Genomic DNA, 23,980 nt, shown 5'->3' with positions numbered 1-23,980 from the left:
AGCTAAAAAAAAGAAAGAAGCCTTTTATATCAAGGCTTCTTTCATTATTAGTAGACTGACATTTGTTCATAATTCGTGTTTTCGAGAATATCTTTCACCCTTTTTAGAAAATTCCCGCAAATTAGCCCATCTAAAATTCTGTGGTCTAACGATAAACATAAATTTACCATATCCCGGGCCGCAAACATTCCACCATTTACAATGACAGGTCTCTTAACAATGGCTTCTACTTGCAAGATTGCAGCTTGCGGATAATTTATAACCCCCATTGATTGAACTGAACCAAACGAACCTGTATTATTTACGGTAAAAGTTCCACCTTGCATATGCTCAGTTGTAAGCTTTCCTTTTCGGACTAATCCAGAGAGTTCCTGAATCTCTTTTGCAATGCCTTTAATTGATTTTTCATCTACATTTTTAATTACAGGAACGTATAAAGCTTCTTCCGTTGCAACAGCTATTGAAAGGTTTATATCCTTTTTCTGAATGATTTTATCTCCAGCCCATACCGAATTGATTAATGGGAATTCTTTCAAAGCTTGAGCTACTGCTTTCACAAAAAATGCAAAATAAGTAATATTGAATCCTTCTTTTTGTTTAAAATCATTTTTAATACTATTGCGATATTCTACAAGATTCGTTACATCTACTTCCATCATCATCCAAGCATGTGGTATTTCATGCTTACTTTGGACCATTTTATTCGCAATTGCACGTCGAACAGCTGTTATAGGGATTTCAATATCACCATTTCCGGCTGTTATAGCAGCTGTACTTACTTTTTTCTCAGGTATAGCTACATCTTGTAACGACTGAGTCTGAGTAATTGTCTCTTGTACACTTTTATCTTGAACCATTTGAGTTGATGGTGTATTACCTGATTCTATTAACTTCATTAAATCTTTTCGTGTAATTCGCCCCTCAAATCCAGTACCTTCCACAAGTTCTAAGTTAATATTATGTGTATTAGCAAGATTTAAAACAGCCGGAGAATATCTTGACTTAGAACCTGATCCAACCTGTTTTTTCTGCTTTGAAGCAGTTACATCTTGTTTGAGGTCAGATTGAGCATCTGTATTACCTATAGTCACACTTAAATTGGAAGGTGTTTTTGGCTCTGAAGGTTTTACCACATTTCCTTCCACTTCAATCGTACATACGATTGCTCCAACCGGTAAAGTCTCACCTTCCTTGGCTATGAGCTCTTTGATTGTTCCTGAAAATGAAGAAGGAATTTCAGCATTTACTTTATCAGTAATCACTTCTGCTAAAGGATCGTATTTATTGATTTGATCACCGGGTTCAACAAGCCATCTTTCAATTGTTCCCTCGGTAACACTTTCTCCAAGTTGCGGCATCAATATATTTTCAATTGGCATGAATGAAGTACCCCCTTCTTAGAAATTTGCAAGGTCACGCATTGCACGTTCTATTTTTTCAGGATTAATCATAAAGAATTTTTCCATTGTAGGTGAATATGGCATTGCTGGGACATCTGGACCCGCAAGTCTACGAATTGGAGCATCAAGTTCAAATAAACAGTGCTCTGCAATGATTGCAGCAACCTCACTCATGACGCTACCTTCTTTATTATCTTCCGTTATCAAAAGAACTTTACCTGTTTTACTAGCTGCTTCAATAATCGCCTCTTGATCTAGAGGATAAACGGTTCTTAAATCTAAAATATGTGTTTCAATCCCATCAGCTGCAAGCCTTTCAGCTGCTTGCAATGCAAAATGGACTGCTAACCCATAAGTAATTACTGTTATATCATCCCCTACACGTTTTACATCTGCTTTTCCAATAGGCAAAACGTAGTCTGTTTCAGGAACTTCACCTTTGATCAGACGGTAAGCTCTTTTATGCTCGAAAAATAATACAGGATCTTCGTCACGAATAGCGGCTTTCAGTAATCCTTTTGCATCGTAAGGTGTAGAGGGAATTACAATTTTAAGCCCAGGTGTTCCAGCGAATAACGCTTCGACTGACTGAGAGTGATAAAGCGCACCATGAATCCCTCCACCAAAAGGAGCACGTACGACTAGCGGGCAATTCCAATCATTGTTTGATCGGTAACGAATTTTCGCTGCTTCTGAGACGATTTGATTGACTGCAGGCATGATAAAATCCGCAAACTGCATTTCCGCGATTGGTCGCATTCCATACATCGCAGCACCAATTGCAACCCCGGCAATCGCACTTTCTGCAAGAGGTGTATCTAAAACTCGCTCCTCGCCAAATTGGTCAAATAGGCCTGTAGTAGCTTTAAATACACCACCTTTACGACCAACATCCTCTCCTAATATAAAAACACGCTCATCGCGTTCCATCTCCTCTTTCATCGCTAAGTTGATGGCATCAATATATGAGATAACTGCCACTTATGCCTCATCTCCTTCCGCGTAAACATATTTCAGAGCATGTTCAGGTTCAGCGTATGGTGCTTTCTCTGCATAATCTGTTGCTTCATTAACTTGTTCCATCACACGTTGATTGATATCTTCTAATAATTCATCTGTTGCAACTCCCATTTCTTTTAAATAATTTTGGAAATGGATTATAGGATCATTTGCTTTCCCTTCCGCAATATCTTCTTCAGTTCGATATTGGCGATCATCGTCATCAGAAGAATGTGAAGTTAAGCGATATGTTAATGCTTCTATAAGAGTTGGTCCTTCACCACTACGAGCACGATCAGCAGCCTCTTTTACTATTTTATATACCTCTAGCGGATTTTTACCGTCAACTCTGACACCTGGCATACCATACCCAATCCCACGATCTGAGATTTTAGCCTTACCTACTTGAAGCTCAACCGGTACTGAAATGGCATATTGATTATTCTCAACCATTATAATGACAGGTAAATTGTGAACCCCTGCGAAATTTGCTCCTTCATGAAAATCCCCTTGATTTGATGAACCTTCGCCAAGTGTTACGAATGAAATAAAATCTTTCTTCTGCATTCTTCCCGCTAGCGCTACTCCTACTGCATGTGGTACTTGTGTAGTAACAGGAGAAGAACCAGTTAGAATACGATTTTTCTTTTGCCCAAAATGCCCAGGCATTTGACGTCCACCGGAATTTGGATCTTCCGCTTTTGCAAAGGCAGATAGCATCAATTCTTTAGGTGACATGCCAAAGTGGAGAACTATTCCTAAATCTCGATAATAAGGAGCAACATAATCTTTTGTACGGTCTAGTGCAAATGCAGCCCCAACTTGTGTAGCCTCATGTCCTTGGCACGAAATAACAAAAGGTATCTTACCAGCTCGGTTTAAAAGCCACATTCTTTCATCTATTCTTCGTGCCATAAGCATCGTTTCATACATTTGCAACACATCTTTATTGGATAAACCTAATTGTTCATGGTGTAGCTGATTAGTCAAATGATCATCCCTTTCTGTATTGCGAGCTATAAAAATTCAATTACAAAGATATATGACGGAAATGTAGGATATCTGAAGTTACCCTCACCAACAAATCCTATTTATTAGTTATTAAAAGTGTATGGCAACTCCATCAACAGCTAAGGCTGCTTCTCCCATCACTTCAGAGAGAGAAGGGTGTGGATGGATTGTTGAACCAATTTCCCAAGGTGTGGCATCAAGTAAAAGACCTAAAGCTGCTTCTGAAATCATATCTGTTACATGAGGTCCTACCATGTGGACACCTAAAAGGTCATTTGTATCCTCATCTGCTATCATTTTAACAAATCCTTCAGAGTCCCCGTAAACTAGTGCCTTTCCTATAGCCTTAAATGGGAATCTACCAACTTTAATTTTGAAACCTTGTTCTAATGCCTGTTTTTCTGTTAAACCTACACTTGCAACTTCGGGATATGAATAGACACAGCGCGCAATATTCTCATACTTCATAGTATGTTTCTGCCCAGTAGCAATATGTTCGACTGCACTAATTCCTTCATGTGATGCAACATGTGCTAGTTGCATACCACCAATAACATCACCTATTGCGTAAATATGTTTTTCTTTTGTTTGGTAAATTTCATTAACCTTTATAAAACCTGAATCTAGTTCAATTTCAGTATTTTCTAGCCCTATACCTTCACTATTTGCAACTCTTCCAACCGAAACTAGCAATTTTTCTGCTTCAAATATTTCTAACTTGTCCTTTATGTTTGCTTGAATTGAAATTTTGTTTGTTTCTTTTTGAAGCGATTCTGCTTGAATTCTAGCATTCTTAACAATTTGAATTCCGCGCTTTATTAGCTGTTTTTCAGCTTCTATCGCAATATCTTCATCTTCTGTTGGTAAAATACGTTCACCATACTCTAGAACAGTTACTTGAACACCGAAATCATTTAACATTGAGGCCCACTCAATTCCTATTACGCCACCACCAATAATTAAAATGGATTTAGGAAGTTTGTCCATTTGTAACGCATGGTCAGAATTAAGAATTATATGACCGTCAACTTGAATTCCTTCTAAATCTCTAGGTTTAGACCCTGTAGCAATTAAAACATTATTAGGAATTAACATTTCATTTTCAGTTCCATCTGCCATTTCAACAGAGATCGTTCCTGGCATCGGTGAGAAAATAGACGGACCTAAAATACGCCCATACCCGTAATAGACATCAATCTTACCCTTTTTCATTAAAGCTTTAACACCATTATGTAGCTGTTCTACGATGGAATGTTTCCTTTTTTGAACTTCTTCAAAATTTAAACTAATCCCACTTATTTCAACGCCAAATCGACTTACATCTTTTGTATTTCTAAATACTTCAGCACTTCGAAGTAATGCCTTACTCGGAATACATCCTTTATGCAAGCATGTTCCACCAAGTTGTCCACTTTCAACAATTGCAGTTTTTAGTCCAAGCTGAGCAGCACGGATTGCCGCCACGTAACCACCTGTCCCACCACCTAAAATGACTAAATCATATTCAGTTGCCAAATGAATCCCCCTTTTCTACAAATAAAGCTGTCAGAATGTAAATATATCTGGACAGCCTTTTTCAACACTATAAGTATCACAAAGTAGTGCTCCTGCAGTGGTCCACCGAAATGTCATCCACACCTAGTTGAAAGGGGATGTCTCAAAGACTTTTCAGACATCCCCTTTACTTTCCGCATTTTTCATGAAAATAACTAACGACCGTTTAAAATATTTCTCTCCTGACGTAAAAACTGACTTCGTGATTTCGAAACTTGAGCTATTCGCTGTTCAGCTAAACGATTAGCAGCTAAATATGTTGGTATTTTTTCATCTTTCGATATATCAAAAATTTTAGCTATACTATCATAAATTGTTTCAACACGTTTCATTGCACGTTCTCGATTATAGCCATAGAGTTCGTCAGCAACATTAATAACGCCACCTGCATTAATGACATAATCAGGTGCATAAACAATTCCTAGTTCATGTATCATATCTCCATGTCGAGATTCTTTTAATTGATTATTCGCAGAACCAGCAATTACTTTTGCTTTTAGTTGTGGAATTGTTTCGTCGTTAATGATAGCTCCTAGGGCACAAGGTGAGAAAATATCGACATCTTGTTGATAAATTTCATTAGGATCTACAGCCATAGCTTCGAAATCTTTTACAACACGTTCCACCGCTTTTTTATTAATATCTGTAACAACTAATTTAGCACCTTCTTTATAAAGGTACTCACATAAAGTATATGCAACATTTCCTAATCCTTGAATTGCGATTTTGCGGTCTCTTAAGCTATCGTCTCCAAAAGCTTCTTTTGCAGCTGCCTTCATTCCTAAATAAACACCGTAAGCGGTTACAGGGGATGGGTTCCCTGATGAGCCAAAGGTTGGTGAAATACCAGTTACATAATTTGTTTCTTCATGAATGATATCCATATCTGTAACAGTTGTACCAACATCCTCGGCCGTAATATAACGACCATTTAGTCCTTGAATGAAGCGTCCTAACGCACGGAACATCGCCTCATTTTTATCTTTGAATGGATCTCCAATAATTACTGTTTTTCCGCCGCCAAGATTTAACCCAGCAGCAGCATTTTTATAAGTCATGCCTCTTGCAAGACGAAGTGCATCTTCAATTGCTAAATCTTCATTCGCGTATGTCCACATACGTGCTCCCCCTAAAGCAGGTCCAAGCGTAGTATCGTGAATGGCGATAATGGCCTTTAGTCCAGAGGCCTTATCTTGGCAAAAAACTAGCTGTTCATAATCATATTTTTCCATATACTTAAACAGTTCCATCATGCGTCCCCCTTTTGTGTATATGTTAAAATTAACTCGAAAAACAACATTATTACTTAACAAATACTTGAAATTTCTAAAAATATTATCTTCCTACTTTTACAATACTTACAATTTAATCGATAATCAACTATAAAAACTCAATTCCCTAATGATTAAATATTCTAACTATTCTTTTTAATATACTTCCTTTATTAGTAGATTGAAGACTATGAAAATACATGTCATTTCTTGACATTCAATTCGCTCACTGTACAATTAAAGTAATTGTAAGGAGGACAAAATCTAATGGCCCGTATGCTAGCGTTTATCGTCCTGCTCATTCCGGCAATTATGGCGGGTGCAGGAATTAAATTTATGAGAGATACTCTATTTGATAAATTAATTTCACCTTTTCCTTGGTTATGGCTCCAATTTGTAATAGGAGTAATCTTTTTTATTGTTGGATTAAGCTTTTTTGCAGGATTCTTATTGCATAGAGATCGAAAAAATGGACGAGTTGCTTCTAAATATCAAAAGCCACAAAAATAAATTTATCGAAGTTAAAGTTCTTCTACACTTATTAAAAATAAGTTTTTGACACTTCACTTTCGTACAATTACATGATTTCGTTTTTACATAACTTTTATTCCAAGACCTATTTTGCTAACTTGAGTTTGAATGGGTTCAGAGTAGAAAATTTGGTGATACTTTCAAGATGCACTTGATTGCATTGCGACTTAGTGAAGATTTCCAACAGCTTTTTCCTCGAATAATCGCAGAAAGCAAAAAATTGCGAATAAAGAGAGTACTGTATCTTTACGGTATATAAATAGACGTTCAATCTCAGGGACAAGTTTTCCTGTAGTTGAACGTCTTATTTTTGTAGTTTTTTCTGTATTTTTACTAGGCGATCTGGATAATCTGTAATCCAACCAATGACAGATGAATGTGCTTCGAATAAAAAGGGTTCCATTCCATCTATTGAATAAAAACGGATACCTTTTTTTGCATCTTCACATTGCTGTAAATATTGCTCTTTGTAATACCTTTTATGTGCGTGAACTGAGTCGATATATGAATAAGTTGATAAATTGTTCCAATTAAATTTTTTTGTTACTAAAATTGCCGTTTCAAATTCCGGTCGTTGTATTTTAACTTCTTTAAGTAATTCTTCATGAAAAGAAGAAAAATGACTTCCCTTTGGTAATGTCAATTTATATAACAAATCTTTTAAAAGTTCCCTATTTGTTTCTAACGATTCTTTCAGTTCAATATTGAGTGGAAATTGATTTGTATTTGCCCATTCAACTACTTCTAACAAATTCGGAATTCTCTGAGATGAAAATTTTCTTAAGATTGGCTTACCTATTGGATACTTTTTCAATTCCTCTTCCGTACAATCTGTAATAAATTTACTCACTCCTGTAAGTCGAAACAAATTTAAATCATGAAATACAACTAAAACTCCATCTTCCGTACATTGTACATCGAGCTCAATTCCATTAGCACCGAGCTGTTTTGCTTTTAAAAATGCTTTAAAGGAGTTCTCCACTGCATAGGCAGATGCACCACGGTGTGCAAAAATAGGAATATTTTGATTCATTAAACATTCAACTCTCCAAACTCTATAAGGAATGTACCTTTCTGCTTTTTCGTTAAATGAGAAGATTTAAACCCAATGTCAATAAAAGTACCGGGGAAAGCTTCCTTCCTTACAACTATTTTCTCTTTCCCAACCTGTTGATAGCCCTGCATTAAATGCTTAATTTCTTGATCTAATTTTTCAGCACTTTTCTTTAAATCGTTTAAGTATAATATTTTTTCATCAACTACAGCAAGTTGTTGCCCTGTAAGCTGTTCTTTATATTGTATTAATGGATTGAGATGAGTTGACAATTGAATGATCTCTTCATGAATTATTTTTAAGTTTGCTGCTTTTTTTTGAATAACTTCAAGTGCTTTTTTCTTATCTGAATTATTAATAATTAATTCTGTTCTTCTCTCTAAATGATTGCCTGCAATTGCTGTGACAATTGTATTTAACGCAACAGCTTTTCCACCAATGATTTTTCCTTTCCGTTCATCAACTAGAATTTTTGCGGCCTCAAGATTTGAACCTAGAGAGTAAGAACCTATAATTATTTCATTTCCTGCGGATAAGTTCGCATCATTTACATGTTTCACAAAAATATTTCCACCCGCAATTACTTGCGTTTCGTTATTTCCGAAAATCCCTCCACGAATATATATGTCACCTTCTATAGACTGAATTAATTTAGCACCTGTTACCCCATCTATTCCTTCAATCGAAATATCGCCATTTGCTGTCACTGAGTAACCATTTTGTACCGTTCCACGGATAGAAATTGAACCGTCAAATTGAATATTTCCGGTTTCAATTCCAACATCCCCTATAATGGGTAAATGCCTGTTTACTGAAATTAATCCTTGGCGATGTTCAACGACACCAGTTGTTTTTGCACGAATTACAACTTTACCATCTTCTTCAACTTCATAAGCTGAGTGTGGATCAAATTTAATTGATACATCTTTACCTGGAGGAGCAGCTACTGGATTTCCAAATATATTAATTCCTTCTATCCCTTCACTGGCAGGTGTTTTTTCGCCTAACCAAGCACCTTCCTTAATCTCAAAAATAAAATTCATATCAAAAAAATCTGCTCGTCCATCATCCCTAATAATTGGTTTACGTTCTGGAATTTCTAAATACTCTACTTTTGCGTCATTACCCTTTACAGGTTGTGTGCCAACAGCTATTTCGTATGGTTTACCAGTTATTAAACTGACTACATCGAGTTCTTTAATACCATGTATTACGTGATTTTCCTTAAGGACATCCTTAATTAGTTTCTTTATAGTTTCAATATTATTTTGGATTGTATTATTCGTTTCATGGACAATGATATAAGCTGACATTCCATCTTTTGAAATATCGATTTCACAAACAGGTAACCATTCACCAATTTGTACAGGTTGATCCATTTCGTTTAATAGTGATTTTTTTAGTAATGCAAAATGAGATAGTTTTATTCTTGGGTATTGTCTTAAAATGATCTCAAACTCTTTTAATGCTAGTCCTTTCTTCAAGGTTTGTATGTATACTTTCTCATCACTTTCTGTCAACTTTACAAACTGATTAGTAAAAATCATCACCTAGGAACACCCCCTACATTAATTTAGTATACCAAATGGTTAATAATCGATTAGTATTCTTTATTGCATAGTCATTATATGTAATTAACTTATACTATTAAAGTTCTTTAAAAAAGAAAGAATTCGCTAGTCCATAGATAAAGTCTCAGCCCCAGTTTTCGTTTCACCTCAAAACGAGCTGTGAGGTTTGGCTAGTTCTATATTTACAGATTTACACGAATTCTTCTTTAATAGGCATTTTTGAAAATGTAATTTATATTTTTTTATTTTTTCGATTTTGGTTTCTTATAGGTCAAGGCCTGCTTACTATCAGACAAACCCTCAGTTGTAGGGTCGACAATAATCCCTGCCATTACAAAAATCATTAATACTGTTCCTAAAATTTCTTCAACCTGTTCACTAATTAAGGTAATGTCATACCCAAATAGTGCGCCAACTTGATTTGCTAAAATTATAAGCAAAGAAATGATAGAAAGCCAAAATTGACGATGTTGTAATCGAACTTTCCAGTTAATATTCAAATAAATTCACCTCCACCATTATTAGTAAAATGCTTAAAATATTAGCATTTGACTTATTCTATTCGTAACAAACAATAGATATTTAGAAAGATAGCCTATTACTTTAGGAATATAGTTTAATAATTTTTAATTATTATTTTTCAACAAAAAAGTGTACTTAATCTTCGTTTTCAAAGATTAAGTACACTTTTCATTTAAAAATATGGCCTTTTTTAAATAATATTGCTGAAAGGGCAATATAAAACTGCTTTTCTATAAAAAATTCATAACTATAAAGATTCAAATTTGTGATACTAACGTTTAAGAAGCAACAAGTTCAATACGAATTTTGTCAGCGATCATCGCGATGAACTCTGAGTTTGTTGGTTTTGATTTTAAATGATGGACTGTGTAACCAAACATTTGTGAAATAGATTCATAGTTTCCACGATTCCAAGCAACTTCAATTGCGTGACGAATTGCACGTTCCACACGTGAAGGAGTTGTCCCGAATTTTTTAGCGATTTCTGGGTACAGAATTTTCGTTACCGAACCTAATAATTCGATATCATAGTAAACCATTTGAATGGCTTCTCTTAAATAAGAGTACCCCTTGATATGTGCAGGTACACCAATTTCTTTTATGATTGCAGTAATTGTCGTGTCAAGCTGACGTTGATTAACTTTTGCTGAAACTTCAGGTTGTAGTATACTTTGACGTTTTGGAGCTTCCGTTTTTTGTCCAGCACAATGTAATATTTTTTGCACTAATTGATCGAATTCAAAAGGCTTAAGCATAAAATATGATGCACCATATGTTACAGCTTGTTTCATGACATCTTCTTGTCCAAATGCAGTTAACATGATGACTTGAGTATTTGAGAACTGACCATCTCTATACATTGCCTCTAAAACACCTAAGCCATCTAAATGTGGCATGATAATATCCAAAAGTAAAACATCTGGGTGATGTTCTTCTAGCATTTTAAGACACAATTTACCATTTGGAGCTGTACTTACTACTTCAATTTCAGAATGACCTTCAAAATATTCCTCCATTGTTCTCACTAAATCTCTGTTATCATCGGCAATTGCCACTTTTACTTTCGCCAAAAAAATTCCCCCTTTTATTTTAAAATCTAGAATTCTACTTATTTGTATGTGTTAACCATAATTGCCACAGTTTTTTTACACCTCGACAAAGATATTTTCGACATATCAATTGAAAAACCTTTCTAAATATTAAAAATAATTCAGTAGTAACACAAATAACTTCTTTATCGACAAAATTAGCTATAGTCTTATTAAGACTTTATTACGATTACCTTATTTTAATAAAAAAATGAATAAAAGACTACACCCTTTTCAAAGTGTAGTCTTTTATTCCTTAATTAGGTGATTTTTTTAACATTTCGGTTACGGAAATTGCTGCTCCTTTAGAAGGCTGTTCAACAAACATGTGCGTGACAGCACCAACAAATTTCCCATTCTGAATAATTGGACTACCGCTCATCCCTTGTAAAATGCCGCCCGTTTTCTCTAATAGTTCTTTATCCGTTACAACAAATTGCAGAAAATTCTCTTCTATTTTAGTGAGTTCTATTTCAAACGCTTCGACTTCAGAGCCTTCAATTGCAGTAAAGAGTTCTGCTTTACCCAATTTCATTTCATCTTCCTGCATAATATCAATAGGTTCACGTAAACTTTCACTTATATTGGTTTCCCAATTTCCAAAAATACCGTACAACTCATTTGATTTGACATTACCAAGTCGAATGTTATCTTTATCAATTACTGAAATTTTATAACCTGGTTGGCCTGGCGTACTTTTTTTGATTTGTTCAATAGATGCTAAAAAGATAGAGCCAGTAGTAAATTCTGGTGGTTCGTTCAAAACACCATCAACTATTTGATGGCCAAGTGCACCATATTGGTTTGACTCCGGATCGATAAATGTTAACGTTCCAATGCCATCTGTTTCATCCTTTAAAAAAGGGAGGATGTTATTTGCTTGTTCATTCGTAAGTTTAATTTCACGGGGTTGAGATTTCTGCTCAATTGTAAACGTCAATTGATTCCCAGATAAATTTTGTTCGACTTTTTCTACAGAATTAATTGGTTCACTGTTTACTTCAGTTATAATATCCCCTTTTTTGAGCCATTGTCCATTTGGGAGTAATACATCATGTGCTACATAAACAAATGGTAATTCTAACTGTATTCCGATCGATTCACCCATTGGTATTAATTTTTTAGCGGCAGCAAATGTAGTTGGGGTTAAAAGAAAAACAGTTAGCAACAATAACGTCAACAAATTACGCGAATGGCATTTCATAGTCCACCTCCTTCAGATTTAGTAACATTACTATGTGTCAATTTCACATCATTAATGAGAGGTAAATATTTGTCGTTATATTAAAAATCATTTGCAAAAAAAAGGTCATGTTATTGATAATACTGAATTTTGTACAAGGTTTTTATTCAAAAGGAAAAAAAATTGCCGACAAATCCATATATTTAGTATTTGTCGGCGATTTCCATATTATTTATAAAATTTAAATTTTCATTTCACTTTTTCGCAAATAAGCTAAATCAATTAATTCCTTTGCATGCTGCAATGTTAAATCTGTAATTTCAGCACCACTCATCATTCTACTTACTTCAACAATTCGTTCATCCATATCAATGTCTTTAACAGTGGTGTATGTACGATTATCTTCGACTTTCTTTTTAATAAAATAGTGATGGTCTGCCATTGCTGCAACTTGCGGTAGATGTGAAATACAAAGAACTTGTGATTGAATTGAAATTGCTGCTATTTTTTCTGCAATTGCTTGGGCAACACGACCACTAACGCCGGTATCAACCTCGTCAAAAATAATAGAAGTGATTCCAACTGAAGAAGAAAATATTGTTTTTAACCCAAGCATGATTCTCGATAATTCGCCACCAGAAGCTATTTTAGGTAAAGATTTTGGAGGCTCGCCTACGTTAGTTGATATATAAAATGCCACATAATCCTTTCCATTTACATCAAAAGATTTTAATGGCTCAATATTTACGATGAATTTGGCTTTTTCCATATGTAAATCACGAAGCTGTGTCATTATGGCTTCACTTAATTTAACTGCACATTGTTTACGTATGATTGTTAACTCATTAGATAACTCTTCTAGCTTATTTTCTAACTGAATTAATTCTTGTTCATAACGCTGAATTGATTCATCCCGATTTAAAAGTTGTTTTAATTCTTCTTGAATCTTCTCATAATAAGTTAAGATCTCTTCCACAGTAGACCCATATTTACGCTTCATTGTTTGATATAGGGCTAAACGATTTTCAACATCATTTAACCTTTCAGGGTCAAATTCAAGATCATCTAAAATGCTTTTAATAAGATGGGCTGAATCTTGTAATGCATAAAAAGAAGAATTTACTGCTTCTGAAGCATCTTTAAATTGTTCATCGAGTGCTACGATATCATCTAGTGCACTCATTGCGTCTCCAACCCAATCGAGGCCTTTTAATTCGCCTGAAATGGACTCATATGCAACATTCGCGCGTTCAAAAATTTTATGGAAGTTTAAAAGACGTTTTCGTTCATCAAGAAGAGCATCTTCTTCTCCAACTTTTAATTTTGCTTCTTCTAGTTCGTTAATTTGGAACTGATATAAATCTATTCGTTGTGCTGTACGCTGTTCATCTATATTTAATGTTGAAATTTCCTTTTTTAATTCTCTATATAAATCAAAGGTTTCGTTGTAAGCTTCTTTAACTGGTGCTAGTTGATTTGCTGCAAAGTAATCAAGCATATTGATATGTCTTTTTTCATCCATCAATTCTTGATTTTCATGCTGTCCATGTATATCAATTAAAGTTGAACCAATTTCTCTTAATATAGATAGTGGGACAAGCTTACCATTTACTCGACATACACTTTTTCCTTTTTCATTGATGTCACGACGTAGTATAACCGTATCTTCCTCGATTTCAATCCCTGTGTCCAAAAGTTTTTTGTGTATAGGATGGTGTTCATTATTAATTTGAAACAGTCCCGTCAATTCTGCCCTTTTTGCTCCATGCCGAATAAATTCTTGTGAAGCACGTCCTCCTGCCAACAGATGAACTGCATCGATAATTATGGATTTTCCAGCACCTGTTTCACCTGTCAGAACAGTCAAACCCTCAGAAAAATTTACCGTCAAGTCATCGATTATTGCAAAGTTACGTATACTAATCTCTTTTAACAAACAACACACCTCTTAATCATTGTCATCTATCCAAAATTTCGGTAGATTTTAACCCATTTTATAGTAAATCTAAAATTCGTTCTTTTACGATTTCACGATCTTCTTCACGACGACAAATAATTAATATCGTGTCGTCACCAGAAAGTGTACCTAATATTTCTTTCCATTCTAAGTGGTCTAATAATACTGCAATCGCATTCCCATTACCCGGTAGTGATTTTAACATTAAAAAGTGAGCAACACCGTCAATACTTACAAAAGCATCAGATAAAGATCTTTGTAATTTCTGTAAAGGATTGAAGCGCTGATCGGCAGGCAAACTGTATTTATAGCGTCCATCAGGTAACGGAACTTTTACTAAGTGTAATTCTTTTATGTCTCGTGATACAGTTGCTTGAGTTACATTGTATCCTGCATCCTTTAAGCGTTCTACTAGCTCATCTTGTGTTTCAATTTCATTATTTGTGATTAATTCACGAATTCTCATATGGCGTTGCCCTTTTGTCATCCCGTTCACCTCTTATGAATAAATATGTATATTTATACTAACACTTTCATCCTAAAAGCACAAGAAAAAGAGGGTATCTCGAAAGAAGAGACACCCTCTAATTGTTAAAAAGGCTAGATATTTCAATACAATTAAGGCTAGAATTATTGTTATTTTTTTAAAGTAAAATATTCAAAAGTGAATTTTTAATATTCATTTTTAAACTAATTAATTATTTTAAGTCGTTATGGGCTGTATCCACAATCTCCCTAAAATTGGAGAATGATTCAATTTGCTCTCCATCTTTTGGGTTACATAAGTGAAATAAAAACTCTATATTTCCTTCACCACCTGTAATTGGAGAATAAGATGCGGCTTTTACAACAAACCCCACTTCTGTAGCCATTTGCCCTGTTTTTTCTAGAACTTCTAAATGAACTTTAGGATCTCGAACAATCCCCTTTTTTCCCACTTTTTCTTTCCCTGCTTCAAATTGAGGTTTTACTAGTGCAATGACATCTCCCCCGGGAATTAAAATCGTTTTTAATACCGGTAAAATAAGTGACAATGATATAAAGGAAACATCTATTGTTGCAAATTCGGGTAAACCCTCAATAAAATCTTCCGGTTTTGAATAACGGAAATTTGTTTTCTCCATCACAGTAACACGGTCGTCTGAGCGAATTTTCCAAGCAAGTTGATTGGAACCTACATCTAATGCATAGCAATGCTTGGCTCCATTTTGTAATGCACAGTCGGTAAAACCACCTGTGGATGAACCGATATCTAACATTAATTTACCTTCAACCGACACATCAAAAACTTCTAATGCCTTTTCCAGTTTCAACCCACCGCGGGATACATATTTTAATTGATTTCCTTTTACTTGAAGAGGTGCATCGATTGCTATCTTTTCTCCAGCCTTATCAATTCGTGTTTCATTAGAATAAACAAGTCCTGCCATAATAGATCGTTTGGCCTTCTCTCTTGTCTCACACAAACCTCTATCTACAAGTAAAATATCTACACGTTCTTTTGGTTGTTTAGTCATACTGATTTCGTTCCTAATTTTTTTGTGCTCACTAATTCTTGTATACGCGCAACCGCATCTTTTTTTGTTAAGTTTATTTCTTCTAATAGTAAATCTACACTACCATGTTCAATAAATTGATCTGGGATTCCCATCCGTTCAATCTTTACATGATGATATTCATGCTCATGTGCAAATTCCAACACCGCACTGCCAAAGCCGCCTTGAAGAACACCTTCTTCAATCGTTAAAATCGGCATATTTTTCCCCATAAGATCATGCAACATTTCATAATCCATCGGTTTAATAAAACGAGCATTCACTACTTTCACTTCAATTCCTATTAATGCCAATTGCTCTGCGGCTGACATGGCCATTGGAATTGTAGTTCCAAATGTTAGAATAACCGCATCTTGTCCATCACGTAATAATTCCCAGCTACCAATAGGAAGAGCATGCATTTCTTCATCCATCGCTACACCAAGGCCATTACCACGTGGATATCGCATTGCAATAGGCCCCTCATTATAGTCAATTGCAGTTTTGACCATATGTTGCCCTTCATTTTCATCTTTTGGCATCATTAAGACAATGTTCGGAATATGGCGTAAGAAATTGATATCGAATACACCTTGGTGTGTTTCGCCATCTGCTCCTACTAAACCAGCTCGGTCTATTCCAATAAAAACATTCAAATTTGGACGTGCAATATCATGTAATACTTGATCATAAGCACGTTGTAAGAAAGTTGAGTAAATCGCAAGGAACGGTTTCATATTTTGAGTTGCTAACCCTGCTGCCATCGTTGTGGCATGTTGTTCAGCAATCCCTACATCGAAGAAACGATTTGGAAATTCTTTTTGAATTCCTTCCATTTTAGAACCAACTGGCATTGCCGGTGTAATGGCAACAATACGCTTGTCGTTTTTCATTAGTTTGCGCACTGATTCCGAAACAAGGCTACTCCAAGCAGGACCTTTCACATTTGATTTTAGGAATGCACCTGTTTCCATTTTATATGGACCCGTACCGTGCCATGTCCCTACAGTATCTTCCTCTGCAGGTTTATAACCTTTACCCTTTTTGGTAATCACATGTACAATTACTGGACCATTTACTTTTTTCGCATATTCTAGTGTTTTTTCTAAAGCCTCAAAGTCATGTCCATCTATTGGTCCTAAATATTTAAAGCCCATTTCCTCAAAGAAGACGCCAGAAACAACTAAATATTTTAAACTGTCTTTCACTCTTTCTGCCGTTTGAGCCATTTTCCCACCGAGTACTGGAATTTTCTTCATTAATCCTTCAAGTTCTTCTTTTGCCTTTGAGTACTCTTTTGCTGTACGAAGGCGACCAAGAATACTATGAAGTGCACCAACATTCGGGGCAATCGACATCTCATTATCATTTAAAATAACAATCATGTTCGTTTTTTCATGACCAATATGGTTTAGTGCTTCTAGGGCCATACCACCAGTTAATGCACCATCACCGATAATTGGAACAACATAATTTTTATCCCCTTTGACATCTCGGGCAATTGCCATACCCATTGCAGCAGATAGAGATGTAGAACTATGGCCTGTCTCCCATTCATCATGTTCACTCTCACATCTTTTAGGGAACCCACTCAATCCTTTAAATTGGCGAAGAGTATCAAACATACTTGCACGGCCAGTTAAAATTTTATGCACATATGCTTGATGTCCAACATCCCATAAAAATTTATCAGTAGGACTGTTAAAAACACGATGCAGAGCAATCGTTAATTCGACCACACCTAAGTTCGGACCAATATGCCCACCAGTAATAGAGCATTTTTCGATTAGAAATGTTCGAATCTCTTGTGCTAATGCTTCTAGTTCTCTTCTATTTAATTTTTTTAAAAAGGATGGACCAGTAATTTTATTTAAATCCATCTCTTCACACACCTTTTCATTTTTATTCACTAAACGTAAATTACACTGTTTATTCATCCACAGAGCTAATCATTACTAATTTTGCCACTCACCAATATTGCTTTGAGTCTTACTGAATGATGAAAACTTGTCTAATTTCTAAATATCTTACTATTATAACAGTGTAAACCCTGACACAAAAGTAATATATCTCTTTTTAATGATTACGGTGAACAATATACTCTGTAATTTCACGTAATAATGTCGTGTCAAGTTGTATTTTTGATAATGCAGCAAGTGCTAGTTCATAATGTTCGGATAATTTTTGCCCCGCACCTTCTAGTGTAAGTAGTGCTGGATATGTGCTTTTATTGCTTTCTATGTCTTTACCTGCTGTTTTCCCTAATTGCTCGGAAGTTCCTAAAATATCTAAAATATCATCTTGTATTTGGAACGCTAAACCAACATGGTGTGCATATTCCACTAAAGCATCGCGCTGATCTTTTTCTGCATTCGATAAAACTGCACCTGACTCAATGCTAAAGCGAAGTAATGCTCCTGTTTTATTCACATGAACATTTTCAAGTTCAGCTAAGTTAAGCTGACGTGATTCTCCATCCATATCTAAAACTTGCCCACCGACCATGCCTTCTGCTCCAGCGGCAATACTCATTAGATTTATTAATTCTAGACGAATTTCAGCTGGAACATTTTCCATTCGAGCTAACAGACCAAAACATAATGTATTTAACGCATCTCCTGCCAAAGTCGCTAATGCCTCACCATATACTTTATGATTTGTTGGTTTTCCGCGGCGTAAATCGTCATTATCCATACTAGGAAGGTCATCATGGATTAACGAATATGTATGAATCATTTCCACAGCAGCACCAATTGTATAAGCTTCTTGTTGTTTATTATTAAACATTTCGCAAACTGCTAATACAAATAATGGGCGAATTCTTTTCCCACCTGCTTTTAATGAATATAGCATGGAATCTTTCAGTTGCTCTGGTGCTTCAATTTTTCCTACTTGGTGATAAAGTTCATTTTCTATTTTAGGCACTTGTGCATCTATGAATTGTTTGAAGTTTGTCATTATAGTGATCCCTCTCCGTTTGTAGGTTCAAATGGTTGTTTTTCACCATTTTCATTTACAATTGAAATTAGTTGTTGTTCTGCATTCTGTAATTTCTCGTGACAAAACTGTGATAACTCCATGCCTTTTTTATATAAATCAATGGCTTCCTCTAAAGGAACATCTCCTTGCTCAAGTTTACGTACGATTTCTTCTAATTCGGACATTGCAACTGCAAAAGTTTGTTGTGACATCTGCTACTCTACTCCCCTTTCTTTTCTACTTTCGTTTTATTAATTGTCGCACTTGCTTCACCATCATTAAAATGAATTGAAACTTCATCACCGACCGACATTTGTGAAATAGATTTAACTACTTTTTCCTCTTTATATGTTACAGTATATCCTCTGTTCATTATTGTCAGGGGATTAAGTGCCTCAAGCGTTCGGATTCTTGAAGAAAATGTGTCTTTATTACGCTGAAGTGCTGTTAAAACGGCTCTTGTTAAATTATTTGTTGTTTGATTTAACTGTTTTCCGTAATAAGTTAGAGCATTTTTAGGTGAATAAAGTTTAATTGATGCATCAAGCTTATGTAAATCGTTTGATTTTTTCATTAAATAAAGCTTGGATGCTCGCTCTATTTGCAAATCAAGTTGCACTAATTTTTCCGTAAAAGGTCGGTAAAGCCTTTCCGGTGTTGCTAATGGATATGCACTTTGAAGTTTTTTTAACCGACTACGCTCAAAGTTAATTTTGGCCGTGATCATTTGATGTAACTGCGATTTACTCATCATTATTCTTTGATATAATTCTTGCTGATTTGGAACTGCTAATTCGGCTGCAGCAGTTGGAGTTGGTGCCCTTAAATCCGCTACAAAATCTGCAATCGTTGTATCTGTTTCATGTCCCACTGCACTGATAATCGGAATACGACTTTCAAAAATTGCCCGGGCAACAATCTCTTCATTAAATGCCCACAAATCTTCAATAGATCCCCCACCGCGACCAACTATTAAAACGTCACAATCTGCTTGATGGTTTGCAATTTGAATGTTTTTAGCAATATTGGAAGCAGCTCCTTGACCTTGTACTAAAGTTGGATAGATGACAATTTCTGCAAGCGGGAATCGTCTAGAAACTGTCGTGCAAATATCTCGAATTGCTGCACCAGTAGTTGCTGTTAAAACACCCACTGTTTTCGGAAACAATGGAATCTGTTGTTTAAAATTAGGATTAAAAAGACCCTCTTGTTGCAATTTTTCTTTTAATTGATTAAAGGCTACAAAAAGTCCACCAACTCCATCAGGTTCCATTGTTTGTGCATATAGTTGATAAGCTCCTGCAGATTCATAAACATTGACGTAGCCCCGAATATAAACCATCATTCCTTCTTCAGGTTTAAATTTAAGTTTTTGGGCGTCTGCTCTAAACATTGCTGCAGTAATACGGGCACCTTCATCTTTTAAGGTAAAGTAAATATGCCCAGAACTATGTATTTTTACATTCGACAGTTCACCCTTTACAAAAACATCACGTAAATGTGGATCAGCATCGAACTTTCTTCTAATATATTTTGTTAACGCTTTTACCGTTAAATAAGAAGACGTTGTCATTTTTACATATGACTCCTTCTATTATATTTTCATGAAGTTTACAACAAACTTATTTTAACATTTCTCTCCAATACCAAGAAGAAAAAACCTTTAATGTAGGTTATTATTCAAATTTCGCACAGAAATAGTTTGAAGCTGAACATAACTTAACTAAAAAAAGGAGATATCCTATTTTCTTTGGATACCTCCACTGGATAATCAATAAACAACTAGAGGAGCAGAGCCTTATAAGAAATATGGCAATGCTCCTAAATTACTTAATTATTATTTAGCTTGAGCTTTAGTTAATGCTTTCTCTGCAGATTGTACTGTGTTAAATAGTAGCATCGTAATTGTCATAGGACCTACTCCGCCAGGGACTGGTGTTATATATGATGCAGTACCATCAACATCTGAATAGTTTACATCACCAATTAACTTATTGTTTTCATCACGATTAATACCAACATCAATAACTACTGCGCCTTCTTTTATATGTTCTTTTGTAATAAAATTAGGACGGCCAACTGCAGCAATTAGAATATCAGCCTGTTTAGTAATACTTGGTAAATCTTTTGTTTTTGAATGCGTATATGTAACAGTTGCATCTTTTTGAAGTAGTAGTTGTCCCATTGGCTTTCCAACAATATGACTGCGCCCTACAACTACCGCATGTTTGCCGGCAACTTCGATTCCTGTATATTCTAGCAGTTTCATTACACCAAAAGGAGTACAAGGTAAGAATGTCTCTTGACCCAACATCATTTTCCCTACACTTACTGGAGAGAAGCCATCCACATCTTTTTCTGGTGAAATTGTTGCTATAACTTCGTCTTCATTGATATGTTTTGGTAGAGGAAGTTGAACTAAGATACCATGGATATCTTCACGACTATTTAATGAACGGATTTGTTCTAATAATTCATTTTCAGTTACTTCAGCAGGTAACTTTATTAACTCAGAAAAAATGCCAATTGCTTCACATGATTTTTGTTTATTTCGAACATAAGTTTGTGAAGCTGGATTTTCACCAACAAGAATTACTGCTAATCCCGGAGTAATTCCTTGTTCTTTTAAATGGGTTACTCTGTGTTCAACTGATTTTCTAATTTCTTGACCAATTTCTTTTCCGTTAATAATTCCACTTGCCATGTCTTTCCTGACCCCTTCCAATAATCAGACTGCCACAAGATCGAAAAACATATGACAGTCAAAGTACATATTCTTACTCAAGTGTTTTGGATTATATTACTCTGTAAATTTTGATAGCACACCGTTTACAAACTTACTTGACTTTTCATCACCGAATGTTTTGCAAAGCTCAATTGCTTCATTTAGAACAACTCGATTTGGAGTCTCCTCCATGTAAAGTAATTCATAAAGTGCTAGTCGTAATACTGTTCTTTCAATTTTTGGTAATCGACTGAGTGACCAATTTTCAAGTTTTTCAGCAAGTACTGCATCGATTTCCTCTTTCTTTTCAATAGTACCGTTAACTAACCCCTCAAAGAATGAATCGGATTCTTCTTCGTCCAATACGTGTTCGATTGCTTCTTTGACAGTTAATTCAATGTTGTCTAATTGAAACAGTACTTGCAACGCTTTTTGGCGCGCTTCATGTCGTTTCATGTAAAAATCTCCTTCTTCAGTAGCATTGACTCCTATAATAACACATTTTAGCTATTCTCACATAACTTCAAACCAACTTTTGAAAAATAGAAATAAAATTAGCAGTTTACCCTCATGATGTAACATGAAAGCAAAATAAAACACTGGCTGTATCCAGTGTTTTATTGTTTATTTAAATGCTTGTGCTGCGTTTACAGCTTTTTTCCAACCAGCGTACAAATGATCACGTTGTTCGTTTGGCATATTAGGTTCAAATTGGCGATCCAAGTTCCAATGGGATGCAATTGAATTTTTATTTGCCCAAAAACCTACTGCAAGACCAGCTAAATAGGCAGCACCAAGCGCAGTTGTTTCATTAATTGCTGGTCTTTCTACTGGAACATTTAATAAATCTGATTGGAATTGCATTAATAGATTATTTTTTACTGCACCTCCATCAACTCGTAAAGATTTAAGTGAAATGCCAGAATCTACTTTCATAACATCTAAAACATCCTTAGTTTGATAAGCTAACGATTCGAGTGTTGCACGTATGAAATGTTCTTTAGATGTCCCTCTCGTCAGTCCAAATACAGCACCGCGCACTTCACTGTCCCAATACGGAGTTCCTAAACCAACAAAGGCAGGTACAACATAGACTCCCTCTGTACTTTTCACCTTCTCTGCATATCTTTCACTTTCATCAGAGTTTCGGAACATACGCAACCCATCTCGTAACCATTGAATGGCTGACCCTGCAACAAATATACTTCCTTCAAGAGCATATTCTACTTTGCCATCAACTCCCCAGGCAATTGTCGTTAATAGACCATTTTGTGATGGAACTGCTTTTTCGCCAGTATTCATTAACATAAAGCATCCAGTGCCATATGTATTCTTCACCATTCCCTTTTCAAAACATGCTTGGCCAAAGAGCGCTGCTTGTTGATCTCCTGCAATACCTGCAATTGGTACTTCTACACCAAAGAAGTGCTTTTTGGAAACCGTTCCATATATTTCAGAAGAAGGTCGTACTTCAGGGAGCATGGAGCTAGGAATGTCGAATATTTCGAGTAATTCTTTATCCCACTTAAGTTCATAAATATTGTATAGTAACGTTCTGGAGGCATTAGAATAGTCAGTTACATGTACCTTTCCTTCTGTTAATTTCCAAATAACCCAAGTATCTATTGTTCCAAATAATAATTCGCCATTTAATGCTTTTTCTTTTGCACCTTCAACATGATCTAAAATCCATTTCACTTTCGTGGCTGAAAAGTATGCATCGATTAAAAGACCTGTTTTTTCACGAACCAAGTCATTATATCCGTCCTTAATTAATTGTTCACACAAATCAGATGTTTGCCGTGATTGCCACACAATTGCGTTATAAATAGGTTCACCAGTATTCTTATCCCAAACAACTGTAGTTTCTCGTTGATTTGTTATTCCAATTCCTGCAATCTGTTCTGCATGAATATTCTTTTCTGATAGAACTGTAGCGATGACAGATAAAATCGAACTCCAAATTTCATTCGCATTATGCTCTACCCAACCAGCATGAGGAAAATACTGCTTAAACTCCCGTTGTGAGATATGCTCTACATGGCCATCTTTATTAAATACAATAGCACGAGAACTCGTTGTTCCTTGGTCTAATGATAATATATATTTTTTCATTAATATTCTCCCCCATCCTTCTAATCTAGGAATAAATCTGACGATATACTTGTTTAAAATTCAATATGTTCTTTCATAATTCCTACAATGCAAAGAAATTCTATTACAACAAAAAAGAGTATGCCCCAGTGGACATACTCCATTATTGCTCATGTTAATTTTAATTTTGACGTTTACTTGCTTCGTCTTTTATTTCCTCACGAAATCCGTTTAATGATTGTTTACGTTTTTCATTTTTCGCTTTAATTTTTTGACGTTCTTCTGGACCCGCTAATGCTGCTGTTTCTTCTGCAGCTTCAATGTTTTCTAAAGTGTTGTGAACCATTGCCTGTAATTTCTCGACGTTATCAGAACGATTATCTGGATTTGGACGATTTTTTGCCATAAAAAAAGCCTCCCTCACTTGAATTAAATTACGACTTTAGTTTGTTTAGCTTTGCTTTTTTTATACGTAATTATTTGAGGAAGTTCAAGATATAAACTTA

22 protein-coding genes are annotated in these 23,980 nt (G+C 35.3%); 1 reads left to right on the top strand and 21 read right to left on the bottom strand.

All coding sequences use genetic code 11. The features are described 5' to 3' along the window. Nucleotides 1-47 precede the first annotated feature (47 nt). The 5 genes from JOD29_RS02050 to JOD29_RS02030 form a co-directional block, all read right to left on the bottom strand. Complete coding sequence (locus tag JOD29_RS02050) at nt 48-1,379, bottom strand: dihydrolipoamide acetyltransferase family protein (RefSeq protein ID WP_124761880.1); 1,332 nt, start codon at nt 1,377-1,379, stop codon at nt 48-50. Between the two features lie 18 nt (nt 1,380-1,397). Then, entirely contained in the window at nt 1,398-2,381 is a 984-nt protein-coding gene (locus JOD29_RS02045; protein WP_124761882.1) for an alpha-ketoacid dehydrogenase subunit beta, read from the bottom strand. Beyond that, nucleotides 2,382-3,332, bottom strand: coding sequence for a thiamine pyrophosphate-dependent dehydrogenase E1 component subunit alpha (locus tag JOD29_RS02040; protein ID WP_124762667.1), 951 nt, complete (start codon nt 3,330-3,332; stop codon nt 2,382-2,384). It abuts the gene before it with no gap. A gap of 168 nt (nt 3,333-3,500) precedes the next feature. Then, entirely contained in the window at nt 3,501-4,925 is a 1,425-nt protein-coding gene (lpdA, locus tag JOD29_RS02035) for a dihydrolipoyl dehydrogenase (RefSeq protein ID WP_124761884.1), read from the bottom strand. A gap of 194 nt (nt 4,926-5,119) precedes the next feature. Then, on the bottom strand, nt 5,120-6,214 hold the full coding sequence (locus tag JOD29_RS02030) for a Leu/Phe/Val dehydrogenase (protein ID WP_124761886.1): 1,095 nt from the start codon (nt 6,212-6,214) through the stop codon (nt 5,120-5,122). A 288-nt stretch (nt 6,215-6,502) separates the two neighbouring features. Between JOD29_RS02030 and JOD29_RS02025 the strand changes: the two genes are divergently transcribed. Then, nucleotides 6,503-6,745, top strand: a complete 243-nt coding sequence (locus tag JOD29_RS02025) for a DUF2627 domain-containing protein (RefSeq protein ID WP_124761888.1) — start codon at nt 6,503-6,505, stop codon at nt 6,743-6,745. Between the two features lie 325 nt (nt 6,746-7,070). On the opposite strand, the gene JOD29_RS02020 is transcribed toward JOD29_RS02025, so the two are convergent. The 16 genes from JOD29_RS02020 to tlp all read right to left on the bottom strand — a co-directional run bounded on the left by JOD29_RS02020 (nt 7,071) and on the right by tlp (nt 23,880). Then, nucleotides 7,071-7,799, bottom strand: coding sequence for a glycerophosphodiester phosphodiesterase (locus JOD29_RS02020; protein WP_124761890.1), 729 nt, complete (start codon nt 7,797-7,799; stop codon nt 7,071-7,073). After that, entirely contained in the window at nt 7,799-9,367 is a 1,569-nt protein-coding gene (locus JOD29_RS02015; protein ID WP_239585539.1) for a DUF342 domain-containing protein, read from the bottom strand. Before JOD29_RS02015 ends, JOD29_RS02020 begins: the two co-directional genes overlap by 1 nt. Before the next feature lie 266 nt (nt 9,368-9,633). Then, nucleotides 9,634-9,891, bottom strand: a complete 258-nt coding sequence (locus tag JOD29_RS02010) for a phage holin (RefSeq protein WP_124761894.1) — start codon at nt 9,889-9,891, stop codon at nt 9,634-9,636. A gap of 300 nt (nt 9,892-10,191) precedes the next feature. Then, complete coding sequence (spo0A, locus tag JOD29_RS02005; RefSeq protein WP_124761896.1) at nt 10,192-10,983, bottom strand: sporulation transcription factor Spo0A; 792 nt, start codon at nt 10,981-10,983, stop codon at nt 10,192-10,194. A gap of 274 nt (nt 10,984-11,257) precedes the next feature. Continuing rightward, complete coding sequence (locus JOD29_RS02000) at nt 11,258-12,205, bottom strand: SpoIVB peptidase S55 domain-containing protein (RefSeq protein WP_124761898.1); 948 nt, start codon at nt 12,203-12,205, stop codon at nt 11,258-11,260. A gap of 220 nt (nt 12,206-12,425) precedes the next feature. Beyond that, nucleotides 12,426-14,120, bottom strand: a complete 1,695-nt coding sequence (recN, locus tag JOD29_RS01995) for a DNA repair protein RecN (RefSeq protein ID WP_124761900.1) — start codon at nt 14,118-14,120, stop codon at nt 12,426-12,428. A 58-nt stretch (nt 14,121-14,178) separates the two neighbouring features. Then, a complete protein-coding gene (ahrC, locus tag JOD29_RS01990; RefSeq protein WP_124761902.1) occupies nt 14,179-14,628 on the bottom strand; it encodes a transcriptional regulator AhrC/ArgR in 450 nt (149 codons plus the stop codon). A gap of 211 nt (nt 14,629-14,839) precedes the next feature. Beyond that, nucleotides 14,840-15,658, bottom strand: a complete 819-nt coding sequence (locus JOD29_RS01985; RefSeq protein ID WP_124761904.1) for a TlyA family RNA methyltransferase — start codon at nt 15,656-15,658, stop codon at nt 14,840-14,842. After that, the gene (dxs, locus tag JOD29_RS01980) at nt 15,655-17,556 is read right to left on the bottom strand and encodes a 1-deoxy-D-xylulose-5-phosphate synthase (protein ID WP_124761906.1); all 1,902 of its coding nucleotides are present in this window, start codon (nt 17,554-17,556) and stop codon (nt 15,655-15,657) included. Before dxs ends, JOD29_RS01985 begins: the two co-directional genes overlap by 4 nt. Nucleotides 17,557-17,752: 196 nt before the next feature. After that, the gene (locus tag JOD29_RS01975) at nt 17,753-18,634 is read right to left on the bottom strand and encodes a polyprenyl synthetase family protein (protein ID WP_124761908.1); all 882 of its coding nucleotides are present in this window, start codon (nt 18,632-18,634) and stop codon (nt 17,753-17,755) included. Continuing rightward, nucleotides 18,634-18,867, bottom strand: a complete 234-nt coding sequence (xseB, locus tag JOD29_RS01970; protein WP_124761910.1) for an exodeoxyribonuclease VII small subunit — start codon at nt 18,865-18,867, stop codon at nt 18,634-18,636. The genes JOD29_RS01975 and xseB overlap by 1 nt, the downstream gene beginning before the upstream one ends. A gap of 8 nt (nt 18,868-18,875) precedes the next feature. Beyond that, a complete protein-coding gene (gene xseA, locus JOD29_RS01965) occupies nt 18,876-20,228 on the bottom strand; it encodes an exodeoxyribonuclease VII large subunit (RefSeq protein WP_124761912.1) in 1,353 nt (450 codons plus the stop codon). Nucleotides 20,229-20,492: 264 nt separating this feature from the next. After that, nucleotides 20,493-21,359 carry a bifunctional methylenetetrahydrofolate dehydrogenase/methenyltetrahydrofolate cyclohydrolase FolD gene (gene folD / locus JOD29_RS01960; RefSeq protein ID WP_124761914.1) on the bottom strand — a complete coding sequence of 289 codons (867 nt, stop codon included), beginning with the start codon at nt 21,357-21,359 and terminating at the stop codon, nt 20,493-20,495. 96 nt (nt 21,360-21,455) lie between these two features. Next, on the bottom strand, nt 21,456-21,836 hold the full coding sequence (nusB, locus tag JOD29_RS01955) for a transcription antitermination factor NusB (protein ID WP_124761916.1): 381 nt from the start codon (nt 21,834-21,836) through the stop codon (nt 21,456-21,458). A 168-nt stretch (nt 21,837-22,004) separates the two neighbouring features. Continuing rightward, nucleotides 22,005-23,495, bottom strand: a complete 1,491-nt coding sequence (glpK, locus tag JOD29_RS01950) for a glycerol kinase GlpK (RefSeq protein WP_124761918.1) — start codon at nt 23,493-23,495, stop codon at nt 22,005-22,007. 160 nt (nt 23,496-23,655) lie between these two features. After that, complete coding sequence (gene tlp / locus JOD29_RS01945) at nt 23,656-23,880, bottom strand: small acid-soluble spore protein Tlp (protein WP_124761920.1); 225 nt, start codon at nt 23,878-23,880, stop codon at nt 23,656-23,658. Between the last annotated feature and the right edge of the window lie 100 nt (nt 23,881-23,980).

Source organism: Lysinibacillus composti, from assembly GCF_016908465.1.
Taxonomy (GTDB): Bacteria; Bacillota; Bacilli; order Bacillales_A; family Planococcaceae; genus Ureibacillus; species Ureibacillus composti_A.
Note: the sequence above shows the minus strand (reverse complement) of the source record. Positions and strands in the feature narration are given on the sequence as shown.